15 protein-coding genes are annotated in these 15,240 nt (G+C 69.3%); 11 read left to right on the forward strand and 4 right to left on the reverse strand.

Translation table 11 applies throughout. From position 1 onward, the window contains the following. Nucleotides 1-402: 402 nt before the first annotated feature. From ACIHIX_RS47060 to ACIHIX_RS47070, 3 genes are all read left to right on the forward strand, one after another. A complete protein-coding gene (locus ACIHIX_RS47060) occupies nt 403-915 on the forward strand; it encodes a hypothetical protein (RefSeq protein ID WP_399966833.1) in 513 nt (170 codons plus the stop codon). Nucleotides 916-991: 76 nt separating this feature from the next. Then, complete coding sequence (locus ACIHIX_RS47065; protein ID WP_399966834.1) at nt 992-1,396, forward strand: SsgA family sporulation/cell division regulator; 405 nt, start codon at nt 992-994, stop codon at nt 1,394-1,396. Nucleotides 1,397-1,449: 53 nt separating this feature from the next. Further along, nucleotides 1,450-1,770, forward strand: a complete 321-nt coding sequence (locus tag ACIHIX_RS47070; protein WP_399966835.1) for a WhiB family transcriptional regulator — start codon at nt 1,450-1,452, stop codon at nt 1,768-1,770. Between the two features lie 217 nt (nt 1,771-1,987). Here ACIHIX_RS47070 and ACIHIX_RS47075 read toward each other — a convergent pair whose 3' ends face one another. Beyond that, nucleotides 1,988-3,385 carry a CHASE3 domain-containing protein gene (locus tag ACIHIX_RS47075; RefSeq protein WP_399966836.1) on the reverse strand — a complete coding sequence of 466 codons (1,398 nt, stop codon included), beginning with the start codon at nt 3,383-3,385 and terminating at the stop codon, nt 1,988-1,990. A 169-nt stretch (nt 3,386-3,554) separates the two neighbouring features. Continuing rightward, a complete protein-coding gene (locus ACIHIX_RS47080) occupies nt 3,555-4,127 on the reverse strand; it encodes a transcriptional regulator (RefSeq protein WP_399966837.1) in 573 nt (190 codons plus the stop codon). A gap of 781 nt (nt 4,128-4,908) precedes the next feature. Between ACIHIX_RS47080 and ACIHIX_RS47085 the strand changes: the two genes are divergently transcribed. The 3 genes from ACIHIX_RS47085 to ACIHIX_RS47095 are packed head-to-tail and all read left to right on the forward strand — an operon-like array spanning nt 4,909 to nt 7,894. After that, complete coding sequence (locus ACIHIX_RS47085; RefSeq protein ID WP_399966838.1) at nt 4,909-6,006, forward strand: bifunctional DNA primase/polymerase; 1,098 nt, start codon at nt 4,909-4,911, stop codon at nt 6,004-6,006. Further along, on the forward strand, nt 6,003-7,508 hold the full coding sequence (locus ACIHIX_RS47090) for a phage/plasmid primase, P4 family (RefSeq protein ID WP_399966839.1): 1,506 nt from the start codon (nt 6,003-6,005) through the stop codon (nt 7,506-7,508). The genes ACIHIX_RS47085 and ACIHIX_RS47090 overlap by 4 nt, the downstream gene beginning before the upstream one ends. After that, the gene (locus ACIHIX_RS47095; protein ID WP_331729035.1) at nt 7,505-7,894 is read left to right on the forward strand and encodes a DUF6009 family protein; all 390 of its coding nucleotides are present in this window, start codon (nt 7,505-7,507) and stop codon (nt 7,892-7,894) included. The genes ACIHIX_RS47090 and ACIHIX_RS47095 overlap by 4 nt, the downstream gene beginning before the upstream one ends. 22 nt (nt 7,895-7,916) lie before the next feature. On the opposite strand, the gene ACIHIX_RS47100 is transcribed toward ACIHIX_RS47095, so the two are convergent. Beyond that, the gene (locus tag ACIHIX_RS47100) at nt 7,917-8,675 is read right to left on the reverse strand and encodes a helix-turn-helix domain-containing protein (RefSeq protein WP_399966840.1); all 759 of its coding nucleotides are present in this window, start codon (nt 8,673-8,675) and stop codon (nt 7,917-7,919) included. Between the two features lie 241 nt (nt 8,676-8,916). On the opposite strand from ACIHIX_RS47100, the gene ACIHIX_RS47105 reads away from it, so the two are divergent. Continuing rightward, nucleotides 8,917-9,579, forward strand: coding sequence for a DUF4097 family beta strand repeat-containing protein (locus ACIHIX_RS47105; protein WP_399966841.1), 663 nt, complete (start codon nt 8,917-8,919; stop codon nt 9,577-9,579). A 429-nt stretch (nt 9,580-10,008) separates the two neighbouring features. Here ACIHIX_RS47105 and ACIHIX_RS47110 read toward each other — a convergent pair whose 3' ends face one another. Then, nucleotides 10,009-11,967, reverse strand: a complete 1,959-nt coding sequence (locus ACIHIX_RS47110) for an acyl-CoA dehydrogenase (protein WP_399966842.1) — start codon at nt 11,965-11,967, stop codon at nt 10,009-10,011. Between the two features lie 393 nt (nt 11,968-12,360). Between ACIHIX_RS47110 and ACIHIX_RS47115 the strand changes: the two genes are divergently transcribed. The 4 genes from ACIHIX_RS47115 to ACIHIX_RS47130 all read left to right on the forward strand — a co-directional run. Next, a complete protein-coding gene (locus ACIHIX_RS47115) occupies nt 12,361-13,053 on the forward strand; it encodes a ScbR family autoregulator-binding transcription factor (protein WP_399966843.1) in 693 nt (230 codons plus the stop codon). A 100-nt stretch (nt 13,054-13,153) separates the two neighbouring features. Continuing rightward, nucleotides 13,154-14,377: a cytochrome P450 gene (locus tag ACIHIX_RS47120; protein ID WP_399966844.1), complete on the forward strand. Its 1,224-nt coding sequence runs from the start codon at nt 13,154-13,156 to the stop codon at nt 14,375-14,377. Between the two features lie 206 nt (nt 14,378-14,583). Then, entirely contained in the window at nt 14,584-14,772 is a 189-nt protein-coding gene (locus tag ACIHIX_RS47125) for an acyl-CoA carboxylase epsilon subunit (protein ID WP_399966845.1), read from the forward strand. Nucleotides 14,773-14,888: 116 nt separating this feature from the next. After that, nucleotides 14,889-15,240, forward strand: a 352-nt coding sequence (locus tag ACIHIX_RS47130) for a carboxyl transferase domain-containing protein (protein ID WP_399966846.1), incomplete at its 3' end; no start/stop codon positions are given.

Here is a 15,240-nt window from a genome sequence, read left to right on the forward strand (position 1 = left end):
GGTCGGGCCGTTTCCGGCGGTCGCGGCCTGCTCGGGCGGGCGTACGCCGTCGCAGGTCAAACGGTCGGAGTCCGCCCGAAGGTGGGGTGGGCCCTACAAAGGCTTGGGGGAACCCCGAGCAAGGGCGAGGGAGCGCACGACAGACCGGGCTTCCCGCCACTCCGAGACTTGGCGCTACCGCTGAACACCCTCTTGATCCCCCACAGAAGACAAGGTTTTCACCGGCAGGACGAGAAACGCACCGCAGGGACACCGAACACCTGCGGCCAGAAACGGGGAGCGGACATGGTTCACCTGGAAACACCTCGCATTGAGGTGGGCGACCGGATGCGCCGGCCCGCGCCACACTCCGCACCGTCCCCATGGGCTGCCCGCCCGGGGGGCGCGCTCACCCGGGCGACGATGCTGGCGGGTTCGCTGGTCTCGGCGGCGGCGGGCGCCCTGCTGATCGTCGTACCCGTACCCACCCCGGCCGAGGCCGGAAAGCTGTTCGGGGTGCACATCGCGGTCCAGGGAGTGCTTCAACTGCTGGCCGTGCGCCGGTCCACGGCCTCGGCGGCCGTCCGGTGGCTGCTGACCGGCGGCGGCTTCGCCGCACTGCCGTTGGGCGCGGTCCTGTTCGCCGGCCGCACCGACACGGTGTTCCTGCTCGCCCTGTGGACCGGCTGTGCCTGGCTGCTGCGGGGACTGACCATGGCGATCTCCGTGACCTCGCCCTCGGTGAGCCATGTCTTCGTCTACGACGACGTCCTGAACGCGGTGATCGTCTCGGCGGGCCTGTTCATGACCGCCTTCCCCTTCGTGTCACCGGAGCAGCTGGCCGATGTCGGCGGCTCCGTCCTGGTGGCCATCGCGGTCTTCGAGGTGCTCGCCGCCGCACGCCGAACCCCCCGGGCTCTGCGTGCCGTCGGCTGAGCCCCGCCCGGCACAGCAGCACAACAACCTACGTTCCCCGCCGGATGACCGGCTGAGGCCCTACTGGGAGGCGACCATGAAGAAGTGCCAGCTCGCACTGGAGATCACGCACTGGGTGTTCTCCGAGCTCGACCTGCCGCTGCAGTGCGAGTTCTCCTACGACACCCAGGACCCGCTCGCCGTCACCCTGGTCCTCGACACCGAGGGCGTGCGCCCGGTGACCTGGGCACTGTCCCGCGATCTGCTGGCCGAAGGCATGACCGCCCGGGTGGGCGAGGGCGACGTGACGTTCTGGCCGGTGCTCGACCACGACGGCGAGCCGTCCTCCTTCTGCATCCGCGTGGGCAACACCCACAAGGCGGTCTTCGAGATCCCGGCCGAGCCGGTCGTGAGCTGGCTGGCGAGGACCTACGACATGGTCCCGCGGGGGACCGAACTGGACGGCGTGGACTGGGACGAGTGGGCCCAGCTGGCCGAGTGACGTCGACGGGTCCGGCCGCCGTGGCCGGACAGGTGCAGGCAGAGAGGAAGACCATGCGCAACACACCGAAGAACACAGTGCGTCCCTTGCTGGCCGACTGGCAGTGGCAGCAACGCGCCGCGTGCCGCGGCATGAGCAGCGCCATCTTCTTCTCGCCGCCGGGCGAGCGGGGCCGGGCGCGCCGCGTCCGAGAAGAGCGGGCCCGCGCCGTCTGCGGCGGGTGCGAGGTCGTCGACATCTGCGCGGCCGCGGCCCTCAGACAGGGGGAGACCTACGGCGTCTGGGGCGGGCTGTCCGACGACGAACGACGGCAGCTCGGCACGGGTGCGGGCAGCGCCGGCAGGACCGGGACACACGACGTGGCTGCTCGGTGACGGGCGAGCCCGGCCCAGGCACGGACCTGGTTGCCGCCACTCGCCCCCGCCCCTTCTGATCCGCCGTCACCAACAGGCCGACGGCGGATCAGCCGTGAGACAGGTACCGGATCAGCCGTGCGACGCGAGGACGACCGCCGACGCGGTGGCGGGCCCGGAACCACACTCACCGCGAGCATCCCCCTCCGGCCGACCCAAGGGCCCTGACAAGGCCAGGTCAGTCCCGGATCGGGATCTGGATCAGGATCGCGGTGCCGCCCCCGGCCGGCGAGTCGATGGCCAGCTTCCCGTCGAACGCCGCCACCCGGTCGGTCAGCCCGGTGATCCCACTGCCCGCGCTGGCCTTGCCCACGCCGCCTACACCGTCGTCGGCGACCTTGATCCGCAGGACGTCCCCGAACTCGATGGACACGTCGATGCGGGACGCCTCGGCATGCTTGACGGCGTTGGTCACCGCTTCGGCCACCACGAAGTACGCGTTGGACTCGACGGTGGAGGAGATACGGCGCTCGTCCTTGCTCTCCACGACCGTCGGTACCGGGCACCGGGACGCCAGGTCCTGCACGGCCGCCACCAGCCCCTTCACCGTCAGCACCAGCGGGTAGATCCCGGAGGCGAGTTCACGCAGCTCGTTGATCGCCGTCTGCGCGTTGTCGATGGACTGGTCCAGCAGGTCCGCCGTTGCCGCCTCCGTCTCGGGGAGCATCTCGCGTGCGAGCCGCAGCCCGATCATCAGGCTGACGAGGCGCTGCTGCGCCCCGTCGTGCAGGTCCCGGGCGGTACGCCGGTGCACGGCCTCGGTGTTCTCCATGATCCGGCGCCGGGTGTCCTGGAGCGAGGCGGCCATGCTGTTGAAGGAAGTGCCCAGCGCCCCGATCTCCGCCACCCTGCTCGGCGGAATCCGCATGCTCAGATCACCGCCCGCGAGTTCCTCCGCCGCGGTTGCGGCGCCGCGCACCGGCCGTACCACCGCACGGTGCTGGAGGATCGTGAAGACGGCCACCAGCGCGGTCGACGCGGCAAGCCCGATCGCCGCGGCCAGTACTGCTTGCCGGCTGTTCGTCCCGGCGGCGTCCGTGCGCTCCGCGAGCTGCGCGCGTTCGTCCGCCATGTACCGGTCGAACTGGGCCCGCAAGGTGTCGACGCGCTTCTTGCCCTCGGCGGTCGTCTTCAGCGAGGAGGCTGCCGGATCGTCGCGCCGGACCATCTCGACCAGCGGTACCGAGTAGTCGTTCAGGAACGACTCGACGCCCCGGGTGATCTCCTCGGCGGTGCGCCGCTGAGCCACGGAGGTGGCGCTCCCGGTGAAACGCCGGGCTTCCGCGGGCAGTGCGGCACGTGCCTCACGCCACGGCTGGAGAAACGTTTCCTGCTGGGTGATCACGAAGCCCCGCTGCCCGGTCTCGAGATCGAGGAGCAGCTGTTCCATCGCGCCGACCTCGACCAGGGCGGTACGGGAGGCACGACGGGCCGAGATGGAACTGTTCGCGTCGGAGATCGCCCACAGCAGCACCGCGAACGCCACCCCGATCAGCAGGGCGAGCAGACCGCTCGCCGCGACCGTGAGGCTCGTCAGCCCCAGTCGCCGGCCTCTGTACTCCTGCTGCGCACTCATGCCCCGCCCGCCGCTGAAAAACCTGGACACCCGAAGTGTGCAATGTATCTCCCGGTCGAAGGTATGTGTATCGATCGCACACGTACCTCCTCGACCCATGGATGCTACATACGTGTTTGTGATTATTTGCGTTGATTGCTACCACACGGGCCGGGGTGGGCCAGGCCGCTCAGGCCGCGAACCCGATGTTGGTCACGTACTCGTACTGCCCCCACTGCGAGCCCAGGTCCACGATCTGGTCGACCCAGGCGTCGTCGAGGGCCTGGAGGTTGTCGGCGGCCCAGGCGTCGACGATGCGGTCCCAGTGGCGGATGTTGAGCGTGCGGAACTCCACCATGCGCTGACGGGGGCGGGGGACCTGCGACTGGTTGAGGGGGTGGATCTCGACGCGGGTGCCGCGGCCCTCGCGGTTGAGGCGGGCCAGGAGGTAGCGGGCGGTGTTGTGGCGGCGGACGGTGCGGTAGGCCTGCTCGATGCGGTCGAGGTTCTTCTTGGAGGGGCTGCGCCTGCCGTCCAGCCACGCCTTCAGGGTGCGGTCGGTGACCGTCAGTCCCGCAGCACGCGCGGCGGCCCGGGCGTGGTCGGTGCGGGTGAGGTAGTGCAGGCGGGCCAGCAGGCCGCGGCGGGCGGTGACGGGGGTGGCGATGTACCCGGCGAGGGCGTCCAGGCGACGGGCTACGGCCTCGTGGCCCTTGATGCCGCGGGCGCCGTACACGCCGAACTGATGAGTGCGCTCCGGCATTTCGGCTCCTCCCGCGTCCTGGCGTTGCTTGCAGGAGATCAGTATGGGCCAGGAGGGAGTGAAGTTCGCCGTACGGGGTGGCGGTGTTGCCGTGCGGCCCGGGCCCGGTGGGGCGGGGCTCGGGTTCTGCTGAGTCGCTGTCGGTCGCTTTCAAAGAGGCCCAGGTCAAGGCGGCTTCGGTGGGTGACAGCGACTGAAGCGATTGAAAGTCGGAGATAGGGCGGGGAGGGGAAGCCCGCACCGGCGCTTTTCGGACGGCGCGGCTCCGGTCTGCTTCACGTCAGATCCAGAGTCGCTTGAGTCGCTTCGGTAGCTGGGCCCGCAGATGGCGGCTGCTTCGGTCGCTGACCCTCGATCGGCCCGAAAAGCGACCAGCGACTGAAGACCAGCTACCGAAGCTGCTTCGGTAGCTCTTCAGTCGCTGTGAAGAAGTCCCAGGTCAGAGTGGTTCTGCTCAGGAAAACAGCGACTGAAGCGACTCAGCGACCAGGTATATGAAGACATTGGCGCGTGCGTGCGTGTGCGCGTGTGCGCGTCATATATTCAGTCGCTGAGTCGCTTCAGTCGCTGTTTTGGTCTCTCCACTATCTCTGACCTGCGGTTTTCTGAAAGCGACTGAGTAGCTACCGAAGACGTTCAGTCGCTGCGCTTCAGTCGCTCAGTCGCTGAGGCCCCCGGAGCGAATCGAATCTTTGTTTTCCACAGGGGACTCTCGGTTCCCACTTGCTTCGCTAGGCTGTTCCGGTCGCTCAGTCGCTTCGGTCGCTGGTGGGGGGTGCGCATGGCCTCTGAGCTGCACAACTCACGTAGCTACTCATCTCTGTCCGCCCCAGTCGCGGGCCCGTCGGTGACAGCTCGGTGGTGTGCCAGCCGGGGATGGCCTGTCCATCCCCTCGCCCCGGGGCGCAAGACCCCCGCGGGCAACTGCGAGGACTGCCGGCGGCCCGGCCATCACCACAAGGGCTGCGGCTGCCCTGCCGCGGGCCGCTGGTGCCACGGATTCCACGCCGCCACGCTGGACTTCGCCCGTATCGAGCAGTGGTGGGGCGCCAACCCGGGCTTCGGCGTGGGCATCTCCTGCGGGCCCGCGGGCCTGCTGGTCATCGACATCGACGCGCACGAACGCCAACTCCCGGACCGGGACCGCCTGCTGCCGGGCATCGCGATCTCCGACAGCATCGACCTGACCGGGCTGGCCAACGGCTTCCACACCCTCGGCGTGCTCGCCGCCCTGCGCGGCGTCACCAGCCCCGCCGACGACGAAACCACCCTGCGCGTCAGGACCCCCTCCGGCGGCCTGCACGTCTGGTACCGGGCGCACAGCGGGCACCGCTGGCAGTGCTCCACCGGCTCCGGCGCCCGCGCGCTGGCCTGGCAGGTCGACATACGGGCGCACGGCGGCTACATCGTCGCCCCCGGCACCGTGACCGACGCCGGACTGTACGAGCCCGTGGGCCCCGCCCGCGAGCCCGCACCGCTGCCCGACTGGCTGGCCCGCGAACTGGAGCGCACCGGCCATCTGCCGCCCGCGTACGTCCCCGCGCCCCGGCCGGTGCCGCCACGGGCCCGGCAGGCCGTCCTCGCCGCCGGAGGCGGCCAAGGGGCCGCAGGCCGCGTCCTGGCCGCACTCCTCGCGGAGGTGGCCGCCTGCGCCGCCGTGACCGAAGGGGCCGCGTTCTCGGAGAAGTTGAACCGGGCCGCCTACACCGCGGGCGGTCTGGTGGGCGCAGGACAACTCGCCGCGGACGAGGCCGAGCACGCCCTCAGGGAGGCCGCCGAGCACGCCAGGCCGGGCCAGGAACGCCGCTACACGGCCATCATCCGCAGCGGCCTCAGCGCCGGCCGCACCCGCCCGCTGCTGCCGGGAGGTCGCGCATGACGTCCCGCCAGGAAGACGCCCTCTTCGACGCCCAGGCCGTCGCCGCGCAGATCCTCGCCCAGCGCCCGCCCGCGCCCGTCCCCTGCCCCGACGAGGCCGACCCCGTGCAGACGGAGGCCACCGCCGACGGGCTGCTGCCCGACACCCTCAGCGACCGGGGCAACGCCAAACTGTTCGTCCGGCTCTACTCCAACGACTACCGGCACGTCCCCGGGCTCGGCTGGTTCCGCTGGGACAGCACCCGCTGGCAGATGGACGAGGACGACACCGTGATGTGGGCCGCCGGCGACCTCGCCGAGTCCCTCGCGAGCAACGACCCGCGCGGTGTGTACACCTCCCTCGCCCTCCAGCAGCACCGGCGCCGCGCCCTGAGCACCAGCGGCATGAACGCCATGCTCGCGCAGGCCAAGTCCGCGCCCGGCATGGTCCTCAACGCGGCCCGCCTCGACGCCGACCCGTACGCGCTGTGCACCCCGGCCGGAGTCGTGGACCTGCGCACCGGGCTGATCCGCACCCCCGACCCCGACAAGGACTTCCACTCCCGCTCCACCACTGCGGCGCCCCAGGCCATGCCGACCCCGCGCTGGGACCGCTTCCTCACCGACACCTTCGGCGAGGGCCCCGACGGCGCGGAGATGATCGACTTCCTGCATCTCCTGCTGGGCTACTCCATCACCGGCGACGTCGGCGGACAGGTCATGCCGTTCCTGTTCGGCTCCGGCAAGAACGGCAAGTCCGTGCTCCTGGACGTGCTGATCAAGCTCGTCGGGGACTACGCGGACGCAGCCCCGCCCGGCTTCCTGATGGCCCGCCCCTACGAGGGACACCCCACCGACCTGGCCGAACTGCACGGCCGGCGCGTCATCGTGTGCAGCGAGGTCAAACCGGGAGACCGCTTCGACGAGGCCCGGGTCAAACTCCTGACCGGTGGCGACCGGATCAAGGCTCGCCGGATGCGCCAGGACTTCTTCAGCTTCCAGCCCACCCACAAACTCTGGCTGCTGGGCAACCACCGGCCCGAAGTGGGCACCGGCGGCTTCGCGTTCTGGCGCCGTATGCGCCTGATCCCGTTCGAACGGGTCGTCCCCGACGACCGCAAGGTCGACAACCTCGCGGACATCCTCGTCACCGAGGAGGGCCCCGGCATCCTCAACTGGCTGATCCTGGGCGCCCGTCGCTACCTGGGCGGCCAGAAGGACCTCAACGGCCCCGAGCGGGTACGGATCGCCACGACGGCGTACGCGGAGACCGAGGACCACACGGGACGCTTCCTGTCGGAATCCTGCCGACTTGCCCCGGAGTTGAGGGCCGAACAGGCACAGCTCTACGCGGTATATAAGAGCTGGTGTCACAATGAGGGCGCTCCGGCGCTCTCGTCCCGGGCCTTCGCGGCGCGGGTCCGTGAGGTGGTGGGACTGGAATCGCCCAAGGAGATGATTCTGTCCAACCAGCGTAAGTACTACCCGGGCATCGGACTTGTCGCCGACGAGGAGACAGCATGAGCGCCCTCATCACCGAGGACGAGCTCGTCCACGAGGACGACCTGGTCTGGCTCGAGGACATCAGCACGCTCGACTACGTGCGCCAGAGCCTGGACCGGCTGCCGACGCGCCGCGGCAAGCCCCCCTACCACCGCGACGGCCGCATGGTCGGCTACGCGGTACTCGGCACCCGCGCCAAACCCTCCCGCTCCTCGGGTACGTTCCGCCGCCGGGTCTTCTGGCTGCTGCCGCACGACCGGGACACCGCCCCCGAGGGCCTGTACACGACGGGCGCGCCCGCCGAGGCCATAGACCCGCGCACCCTGGCGCCCGGCAGCAAGGGCCGCAAGACCGAGCGCTCCGAGGGCGGCCCGCTGTCATCGGACGTGGCACAGCTCCAGCCCTGACACCGAGGCCCTGAGGCGGTGACTATCCCTCGTCCCGCCCCGGCTCAGCGGTGTCGCCGGAGGCCGTCTCCGGTGCGGTGTGCAGGACTTCACGGGCCTGCTCGGCCGCGCGCACGATGCTCTCGCTGATGAAGTCCAGGAAGCGGGCGACGTTCTCGAGACGGTTCGCGGCCGCGGTGTCGGGGCCGAGGATGGCGACGCCCTGCCGCGCGGTCGCAACCAGCTGGTCGTTGGCCCGTGCGCTGGCGATGGTCGCCTGGTAGAAGAGCTCGCCGTCGACGATGTAGCGGTCGCGGCGGCGTTCGTCGCGTTCCCGGCGGACCAGGCTCTGGCTCTCCAGGAACGTGATCGCCTTGGAGATGGACGCCGGGCTGACCTGGAGGCGCTGGGCGAGCTCGGACGCGCTGAGGCTCCCCGCGTCGGTGGTGAACAGACACGTCAGCACCCGGGCCGTCATCTTGGGCAGACCCGAAGCCATCAGGACGGTGGTGAACGTCTCCTCGTACTCGGCCACGGCCTCCGCGTCGCGTCCGTCGCGCTGGGGGGCAGCGCCCGCGCCGCGTGCGGGAGTGGTCGTACGACGTCGATGGGCGCGGCGTTCGGTGGCGCGGTGGGCCAGGTCGGCGCGGTAGGAGGTGGGGCCGCCGTTGCGCATCACCTCACGGGTGACCGTCGAGGTCGGGCGGTCGAGGCGGCGGGCGATCTCGGCGTAGGGGAGGCTGTCGGCCAGCCCCAGCGCGATCTGCTGGCGTTCCTGCTGGGTGAGTCTGCCTCCCGGCATGGCGATCTCCTCGGTGGTCCCTCGTGACGTCGTCCGTGTGCACCCCGACTATAGCGTTCACTTCTCGTCCATTGCAATGATCGAGCTTGCTGATGTTGCGTTACTTCCAGGCCGGTTGCAACAGTTTCTCGGCATCTACCTGCAATAATGCGGGACTTGCGCAACGAGTCTGTTGCCGAGATGTGGAAAGCAACGTAGCGTTTCTGTCATCAGAAACGAGCAGCGAATACAGGAGAACACCATGCAGACCTTCGACACCCCGGCCCCGATCTCCGCCGCCTTCGACATCCCCGCCGGACGCGTCCGCATCGTCGCCGCCGACCGCGCTGACACCACCGTCGAGGTCCTGCCCGCCGACTCCGCCAAGAACAGTGACTTGCAGACCGCCGAACGGACCTCGGTCGACTACGCCGACGGCGTCCTGCGGATCCGCACCGCCGAGCCCAAGAGCCAGCTGCGGGGCTCGGGATCCGTGCAGATCACGGTCCAACTGCCCACCGGCTCCCGCGTCGAGGCCAGGACCGCGAGCGCCGAACTGGAGAGCGCCGGCCGCCTCGGCGACCTGATCTTCGAGGGTGCCTACCGCCGGATCAGCATCGACGAGGCGGCGAGCGTGCGCCTGACCGCGACCGACGGTGACGTCGAGGTCCGCCGGCTGGGCGGCCCCGCCGAGATCAGCACCGCGCGGGGCGACATCCGCATCGCCGAGGCCGTGCGCGGCGAGGTGGTGCTCCGCACTCAGTCCGGCGACATCTCGGTCTCCGCCGTCACCGGGGTCTCCGCCACCCTCGACGCGGACAGCGGCTACGGCCGGATCAGCAACGCCCTCAAGAACGACGGCACCCCCGAACTCACCATCCGAGCCACCACCTCCCAGGGCGACATCACCGCCCGCAGCCTCTGAGCCACGGGGCCGGATCCGGCCCGGACGCCATCTTGAGGGGCCCGCGCACGCGGTGCGGGCCCCTCGGTCGTTCTGGGAATCATGCAGCCGCCATAGCCGCCGGGCTCGTGTGGGGCACCGCCAGGAGCTGACGGCCCGCTGGGCGCCCGCACGGTCGCGCTGTCGGCAGCGGGCCGCCAGTGCAGGCCGAGCATCTCTCGCCCGGTCATGCACGCTGCGCAAAAGGCGACTTGTCGCCGTCGACGGGGAAGGGGACGGCATCCGTAGCGGTGGATGACGGCACGCCGTCACGGGCCACTGAGTCCACCCTCTCGTCCCTGAGTCCGCTCCGCGCCGCGGCGTCCCCGAGCCTTCTCAAGGCCAACGCGGCATGGCCGCCCCTCCGCAGAGAAGGCGGCCACACCACACACGCACGGATTCATCCGCGCCCTACGTCAGCAGCGCGAGCTTCCTGTCGGCCGCCCCCGGCGATTGCCGCTGCCTGGGCAGGCAGGCGGAGAGGTCCAGGGGCGGGGTCGTCGTCTCCGCCTCGGCGGGCAGGAACTCGTCCAGCATCAGCGAACCGCCGTTGGCCAGCGGGATGCGGGACAGGAACTCCTCCGGCAGGTCGAACGCGTCCACGAGGACCGGCAGCTGGGGCGCGAGGCGCTCCATGAGCAGGTCCACGGCCAGCGGCAGTTCATGGACGTGGGCGGGAGCCAGGTGACCCTCGGCCAGCAGGTCGCCGGTGTGGGGGGTGAGCTCCTGGAGGAGGAAGAGCCGGCACAGGTCCTCCAGCAGCGCACGCGCCTCCGGCTCCTCGGTGCGCTCGACCGCGGCGAGGAACGCGTCCGCGGCCTGCAACCGGGCGTGGGCGCGGACCATTTCGATGCCCGCGCTGGAGGCCACGTTCCAGCGGGCCAGCGGATTGCCCGAGGGGCCCCCGCGCAGCGCCGCCCGGGCCCGGACCTGCCACAGGTGCTCCACCCTGGCCAACAGCCCGCGTAGGAACGTCAGTTCGGTAAGCGGTTGCAGCTCCAATGGCACGGTCGGTGAGGACACCTGGTCGGCCTGGTGTCCGAAGACCATCTCCGCGGCGGCCTTGGCCCAGACGACCAGGTTGTCGCCCTCCGCGGTGATGGCGCCCTCAAGGTTCTGGGTGATGTCGGCGAGGGCGTTGAGCGGGAAGAGTCCGGGTGCGCCGCAGCGCTCGCGGCACTCGATGGCGACCTCACGGCTCTGCCAGGTGATCCACCCCTTCGCGATGGCGACGAGCCGTTCCACCTCCTCGCGTTCGGTCTCGGTGTGGTCGACGCAGCGGGCGAGGACCGCCCGGTGCAGGAAGGTCATGGCGTACGTGGAGGCGACCCCGTTCAGCAGCCGGCTGTGGTGGCTGCGGTGGGCGGCCAGCGGAACCCGCGTACCGACCTTCGGACCGCTGATCGTGCGCAGATGCGCGCGCCGCACGGCGATGGTCAGGGCGGCCCGGGAGACCCCGACCCCGGCGCCGCTCATGCAGAGCTTGCCCCAGGTGACCCGCTTGATCGAGTGGAGGAAACGTTTGCGTGGGTTGCCCAGGCTGCTGCTGAGACCGTTCTCCGGGGTGAGGCGTCCGTGCTCTCCCTCCAGCAGGGCCTCACGGGGCAGCCGTACCTGGTCGAAGCTGGTGAGGCAGTGGTCGACAGGGCTGCCGAGCCGCTCCGGCAGCGGACGTATGGAGATGCCCGGCCGCGGGCCCTTCTCGTCGGTCAGTGGGGTGAGGAAGAGAAAGACGCCCTGGTCCTGGCCGTCGACCAGGAGCCGTGCGGCCACGACCCCGCTCTTGGGGCCGCCGATCAGACTGGTGTTGGGCATGAACTTCCGGGCCCCCGGTGTGGGGGTGTGCAGGACGAACTCATTGGTGGTGCGGTCCAGTTCGCATGTGGTCTGCAAGGCCGCCGCATCGTTGCCGTGGTCCAGCTCGGTGCACAGGAACGTTCCTGTGCGCTGCATCGAGGTGAACTCGGTCAACTGGCGGCTCTCGCTGTCGTCATGGTCCAGCAGGCTGCCCAGGAACAGGTTGTAGTGGATGCCGGCCAGCGTGCCGAGCGCGCCGTCCACCACCCCCGTCCACTCGTGAAGGCTTGCCAGCAGCTGCGGATCGCGGGCCAGAGACGTCGCGTTGTCGATCGTCTCGTTGACGAGCCGCAGCCGTTCGTAGGACAGCGCCATGCGTTCTTCCGAGGTGAGCCCCGGCCGGTATCGGAACTTCTCGTTCCCGATGAGATCCCGCCAGGTTCCGTGCAGTCGGCCACGTTCGTGTGCGTCGAACAGTTGGTGCGTCAACTCGCTGATGACCGCCCGGTTCTGGACGGTTTCCGCGGCTCCGTTGGAGCTGGAAGCCTGGCTCTGCATGGTCAGCAGGGTCATAACCCTCTCCGCATGTGGGGTTTGTGATGTGGGGGGAGAGGAGCGCCGGACTAGCAAAATACAAACCCACCGGTTTCTTTCTCAAGGCTCTTTAGCAACGCTTGACCTACAGGATCCGGACGGCTGCGTTCCAGGTGAGACCTGGCAAAGTAGGTCTCCGGCTCCGTCGCTGCTCAAGGCGGAAGCGACCAGAACTACGGCTTCAGGGGCCTTGAAAAACCGGATGGCAGGTTTTATTGTCCCCTTGGGGGATGCACCAGAGCGCCTGACAGGGCAAGAGGCTGAAGCTGACCGTCCCGTATCCAGAGGTGGTGCCACTAGAATCGAACCTGTCGGTCTCTTTTCCGGGCCGACGGAACCGAGCGATACCGCAGAGCGGTGTGGAGGTGTGTTGTGGCGCGGCAGGATCGAGCCATCCGGACACGGCAGGCCATCCTGGTTGCCGCCGCCAAGGTGTTCGACGAGGTCGGATACGACGCGGCAACCATCTCCGCGATCCTCAGAGAGGCCGGAGTGACGAAGGGTGCGCTCTACTTCCACTTCACTTCGAAGGAGGAGCTCGCCCAGGCCGTACTGGCGGAGCAGGTCAGAGCGCTCCCGCCGGTCCAGGTGCCGCCGCTGAAGCTGCAACAGGCGGTGGACGAGGCGCTGTTGCTGACCATGCTGCTGCAGAAGGAGACGGGTGATCCCATCATCCGGGGCAGCGTGAGCCTCACCATCGATCCGGCGGTGGGCGCGGCAGGGCTGGACCAGAAGATTCCCATGCGCCTGTGGATCGACTACAGCAAGTCACTGTTCGCCGAGGCGAAGGCGGCCGGGGAACTGCTCCCGCACGTCGACCTGGAGGCCATCGCACGGTTGTCCGTGGGAGCTTTCACCGGTGTTCAGATGCTGTCGAACATCATGGAGAACCGCTCGGACATGATGGCGCGGGTCTGTGACCTGTACACGTACCTGCTCACGGCCGCCGCGGTACCCGGAGTCCTCGTGCAGCTCGACTTCTCGCCCGAGCGAGGAGTGAAGGTGTACGAGGCAGTGATGAAGGAACGTCAAGCCGCAACCGAGGAAACCGCCATGACTGCTTGACGACAACCTCGCAGCGATCCATCGCGGGGGAGCGAGGGGGTTGTACGGAGCAACCCCCTCGGCACGTATCAGAAACGACTGATTCGGATGGAGCGCACCAATGGAAACTGCTGTCTGCCCCTATCGGCTGGACGTCTCGGCGCGTGACCTCGCGGGGGAAGCCGCGATGCTCCGGGCCCGGGGGGCCGCCGTAGAGGTGGAGCTGCCCGGCGGCGTACGCGCCTGGGCCGTGGTCCGTGAACAGCAGGTCAAGCGACTGCTGGTCGATCCCCGTGTGTCCAAGGACGCCCGGATGCATTGGCCGGCGTTCATCGACGGGCGGATCACCGAGGACTGGCCCCTGTATCCCTGGGTGGCCAATGAGAACATGCTCTTCACCTACGGAGAGAAGCGCGCCCGGCTGAGGCGCCTGGTCGCCGCCGCGTTCACCGCCCGGCGTTCCGAACTGCTGCGGCCCCGGGTCGCGGAGATCACCGCGGAACTGCTGGACGATCTGGCGGCCCGCCCCGCGGGCGAGGTCGTCGATCTGCGGGCCTCGTTCGCCAAGCTGCTGCCCATGCGGGTGATCTGCGAGCTGTTCGGCATCGAGCGGGACGACCGCGCCCAGATCTGCACCGCCATGGACACCGTGTTCAGTACGTCCGTCTCCGCGCAGGAGATGGCCGCCGCCCAGATGAAGGTCTTCGAACTGCTGGCCGAGCTCGTGGTGAGCAAGCGGGCCCGGCCCGGTGACGACCTGACATCCGCGCTGATAGCGGCGCGGGACGAGGGCGACCGCCTCACCGAGGAGGAACTCCTCGGCAGTCTCAACCTCCTGATAGCGGGTGGGCAGGAAACGACCTGCACGATGATCACCAACGCGGTCGGAGCGCTGCTGGTCCACCCCGAACAGCTCGCGCACGTGCGGGAGGGGCGGGCGGACTGGGACGACGTGATGGCCGAGACGATGCGCACGCACAACCCGGGTGCCTACTCGCCCATGCGCTTCGCGGTGGAGGACATCGACCTGGACGGCGTCCTGATCAAGAAGGGCGACCCGATCCTCGTCTCGTTCGCCGCGGCCGGTCTGGATCCTGACCGTTACGGACAGGAGGCGGCTGAATTTGACGTACTACGCACAGACCGCCGCGACGGTTTTGGATTCGGTCATGGACCCCACCGCTGCCTGGGCGCACCGCTGGCCGTGGTGGAGGTCGGGGTAGCCCTGCCGGCGCTCTTCGCGCGCTTCCCGCAACTGGAGCTGGCGGTCGAGCCCGGGGAACTGGCCCCCATCGACTCCTTCATCATCAACGGCTACCGGGAGCTGCCCGTGCGGCTGGGGTGAACCAGCCTCACCTGCCGGAACAGAGGACTCCGTGGCCCACCCGGGTTGCGGAGTCCTCGTGCTTCCGGCCACCTGCCCTCAGCCGCCCCGGAGTTGTCCCGGAGCCGTCCAGGATTGGCCCCGGAGAGGACTTCAAGCGGGACGAGACCGGTTCTTGAGCTGTTCCGCCGACCGTGTCCACATGCCTGAGAAGGGAAGTGGGGGCCATGGGCAACGGCAAACCGATGCTGCGCGTCGTACGCGGACAGGCCGACGCGGAGGAACTCGCCGCGCTCGCCGTCGTCCTTCTCGCGTTGCAGGGCGCCGGTGAGGACCAGCCCGAGCCGCCCGCTCGCGAGGGCTCCGGCGGCTGGCGGTCACCGGGGGCCTACCGGGCGCCGGACAGCTGGCGCTGACAGGCGTTCAGAAAAGTTGCACCCCGAACTGGAAACCGCATGGGCGGTTTGTTAATCTGATCTACATGGACCTGGGGCGGGACTTTTCAGCGGCTTCGCCCCAGAAGGGACCTGGTATGGCGATGACAACCGCCCCGGCGTCGATCGACCTGGAGCCGACCGGCATGTACGGGCGAGTGGCCGAACTGGACGACATCCGTGCGCAGGCACTGGCCGGACCGAGTGAGAAGGCGACCGAGGCGCAGCACGCCAAGGGCAAGCTGACCGCACGGGAGCGCATCGAGCTGCTCCTCGACCCGGGCTCGTTCCAGGAGGTCGAGCAGCTGCGCCGGCACCGGGCAACCGGTTTCGGCATGGACGTGAAGAAGCCGTACACCGACGGTGTCATCACCGGGTGGGGGACGGTGGAGGGCCGCACGGTCTTCGTCTACGCGCACGACTTCCGGATCTTCGGCGGTGCGTTGGGCG

The organism is Streptomyces sp. NPDC051913 (genome assembly GCF_044593635.1).
Taxonomy (GTDB): domain Bacteria; phylum Actinomycetota; class Actinomycetes; order Streptomycetales; family Streptomycetaceae; genus Streptomyces.

What these genes read in the sequence shown, in the direction of transcription:
- ACIHIX_RS47060 (WP_399966833.1), top strand. Translation starts at nt 403, where the DNA reads ATGCTGGCGGGTTCGCTGGTCTCGGCGGCGGCGGGCGCCCTGCTGATC.
- ACIHIX_RS47065 (WP_399966834.1), top strand. Translation starts at nt 992, where the DNA reads ATGAAGAAGTGCCAGCTCGCACTGGAGATCACGCACTGGGTGTTCTCC.
- ACIHIX_RS47070 (WP_399966835.1), top strand. Translation starts at nt 1,450, where the DNA reads ATGCGCAACACACCGAAGAACACAGTGCGTCCCTTGCTGGCCGACTGG.
- ACIHIX_RS47075 (WP_399966836.1), bottom strand. Translation starts at nt 3,385, where the DNA reads ATGAGTGCGCAGCAGGAGTACAGAGGCCGGCGACTGGGGCTGACGAGC.
- ACIHIX_RS47080 (WP_399966837.1), bottom strand. Translation starts at nt 4,127, where the DNA reads ATGCCGGAGCGCACTCATCAGTTCGGCGTGTACGGCGCCCGCGGCATC.
- ACIHIX_RS47085 (WP_399966838.1), top strand. Translation starts at nt 4,909, where the DNA reads ATGGCCTCTGAGCTGCACAACTCACGTAGCTACTCATCTCTGTCCGCC.
- ACIHIX_RS47090 (WP_399966839.1), top strand. Translation starts at nt 6,003, where the DNA reads ATGACGTCCCGCCAGGAAGACGCCCTCTTCGACGCCCAGGCCGTCGCC.
- ACIHIX_RS47095 (WP_331729035.1), top strand. Translation starts at nt 7,505, where the DNA reads ATGAGCGCCCTCATCACCGAGGACGAGCTCGTCCACGAGGACGACCTG.
- ACIHIX_RS47100 (WP_399966840.1), bottom strand. Translation starts at nt 8,675, where the DNA reads ATGCCGGGAGGCAGACTCACCCAGCAGGAACGCCAGCAGATCGCGCTG.
- ACIHIX_RS47105 (WP_399966841.1), top strand. Translation starts at nt 8,917, where the DNA reads ATGCAGACCTTCGACACCCCGGCCCCGATCTCCGCCGCCTTCGACATC.
- ACIHIX_RS47110 (WP_399966842.1), bottom strand. Translation starts at nt 11,967, where the DNA reads ATGACCCTGCTGACCATGCAGAGCCAGGCTTCCAGCTCCAACGGAGCC.
- ACIHIX_RS47120 (WP_399966844.1), top strand. Translation starts at nt 13,154, where the DNA reads ATGGAAACTGCTGTCTGCCCCTATCGGCTGGACGTCTCGGCGCGTGAC.
- ACIHIX_RS47125 (WP_399966845.1), top strand. Translation starts at nt 14,584, where the DNA reads ATGGGCAACGGCAAACCGATGCTGCGCGTCGTACGCGGACAGGCCGAC.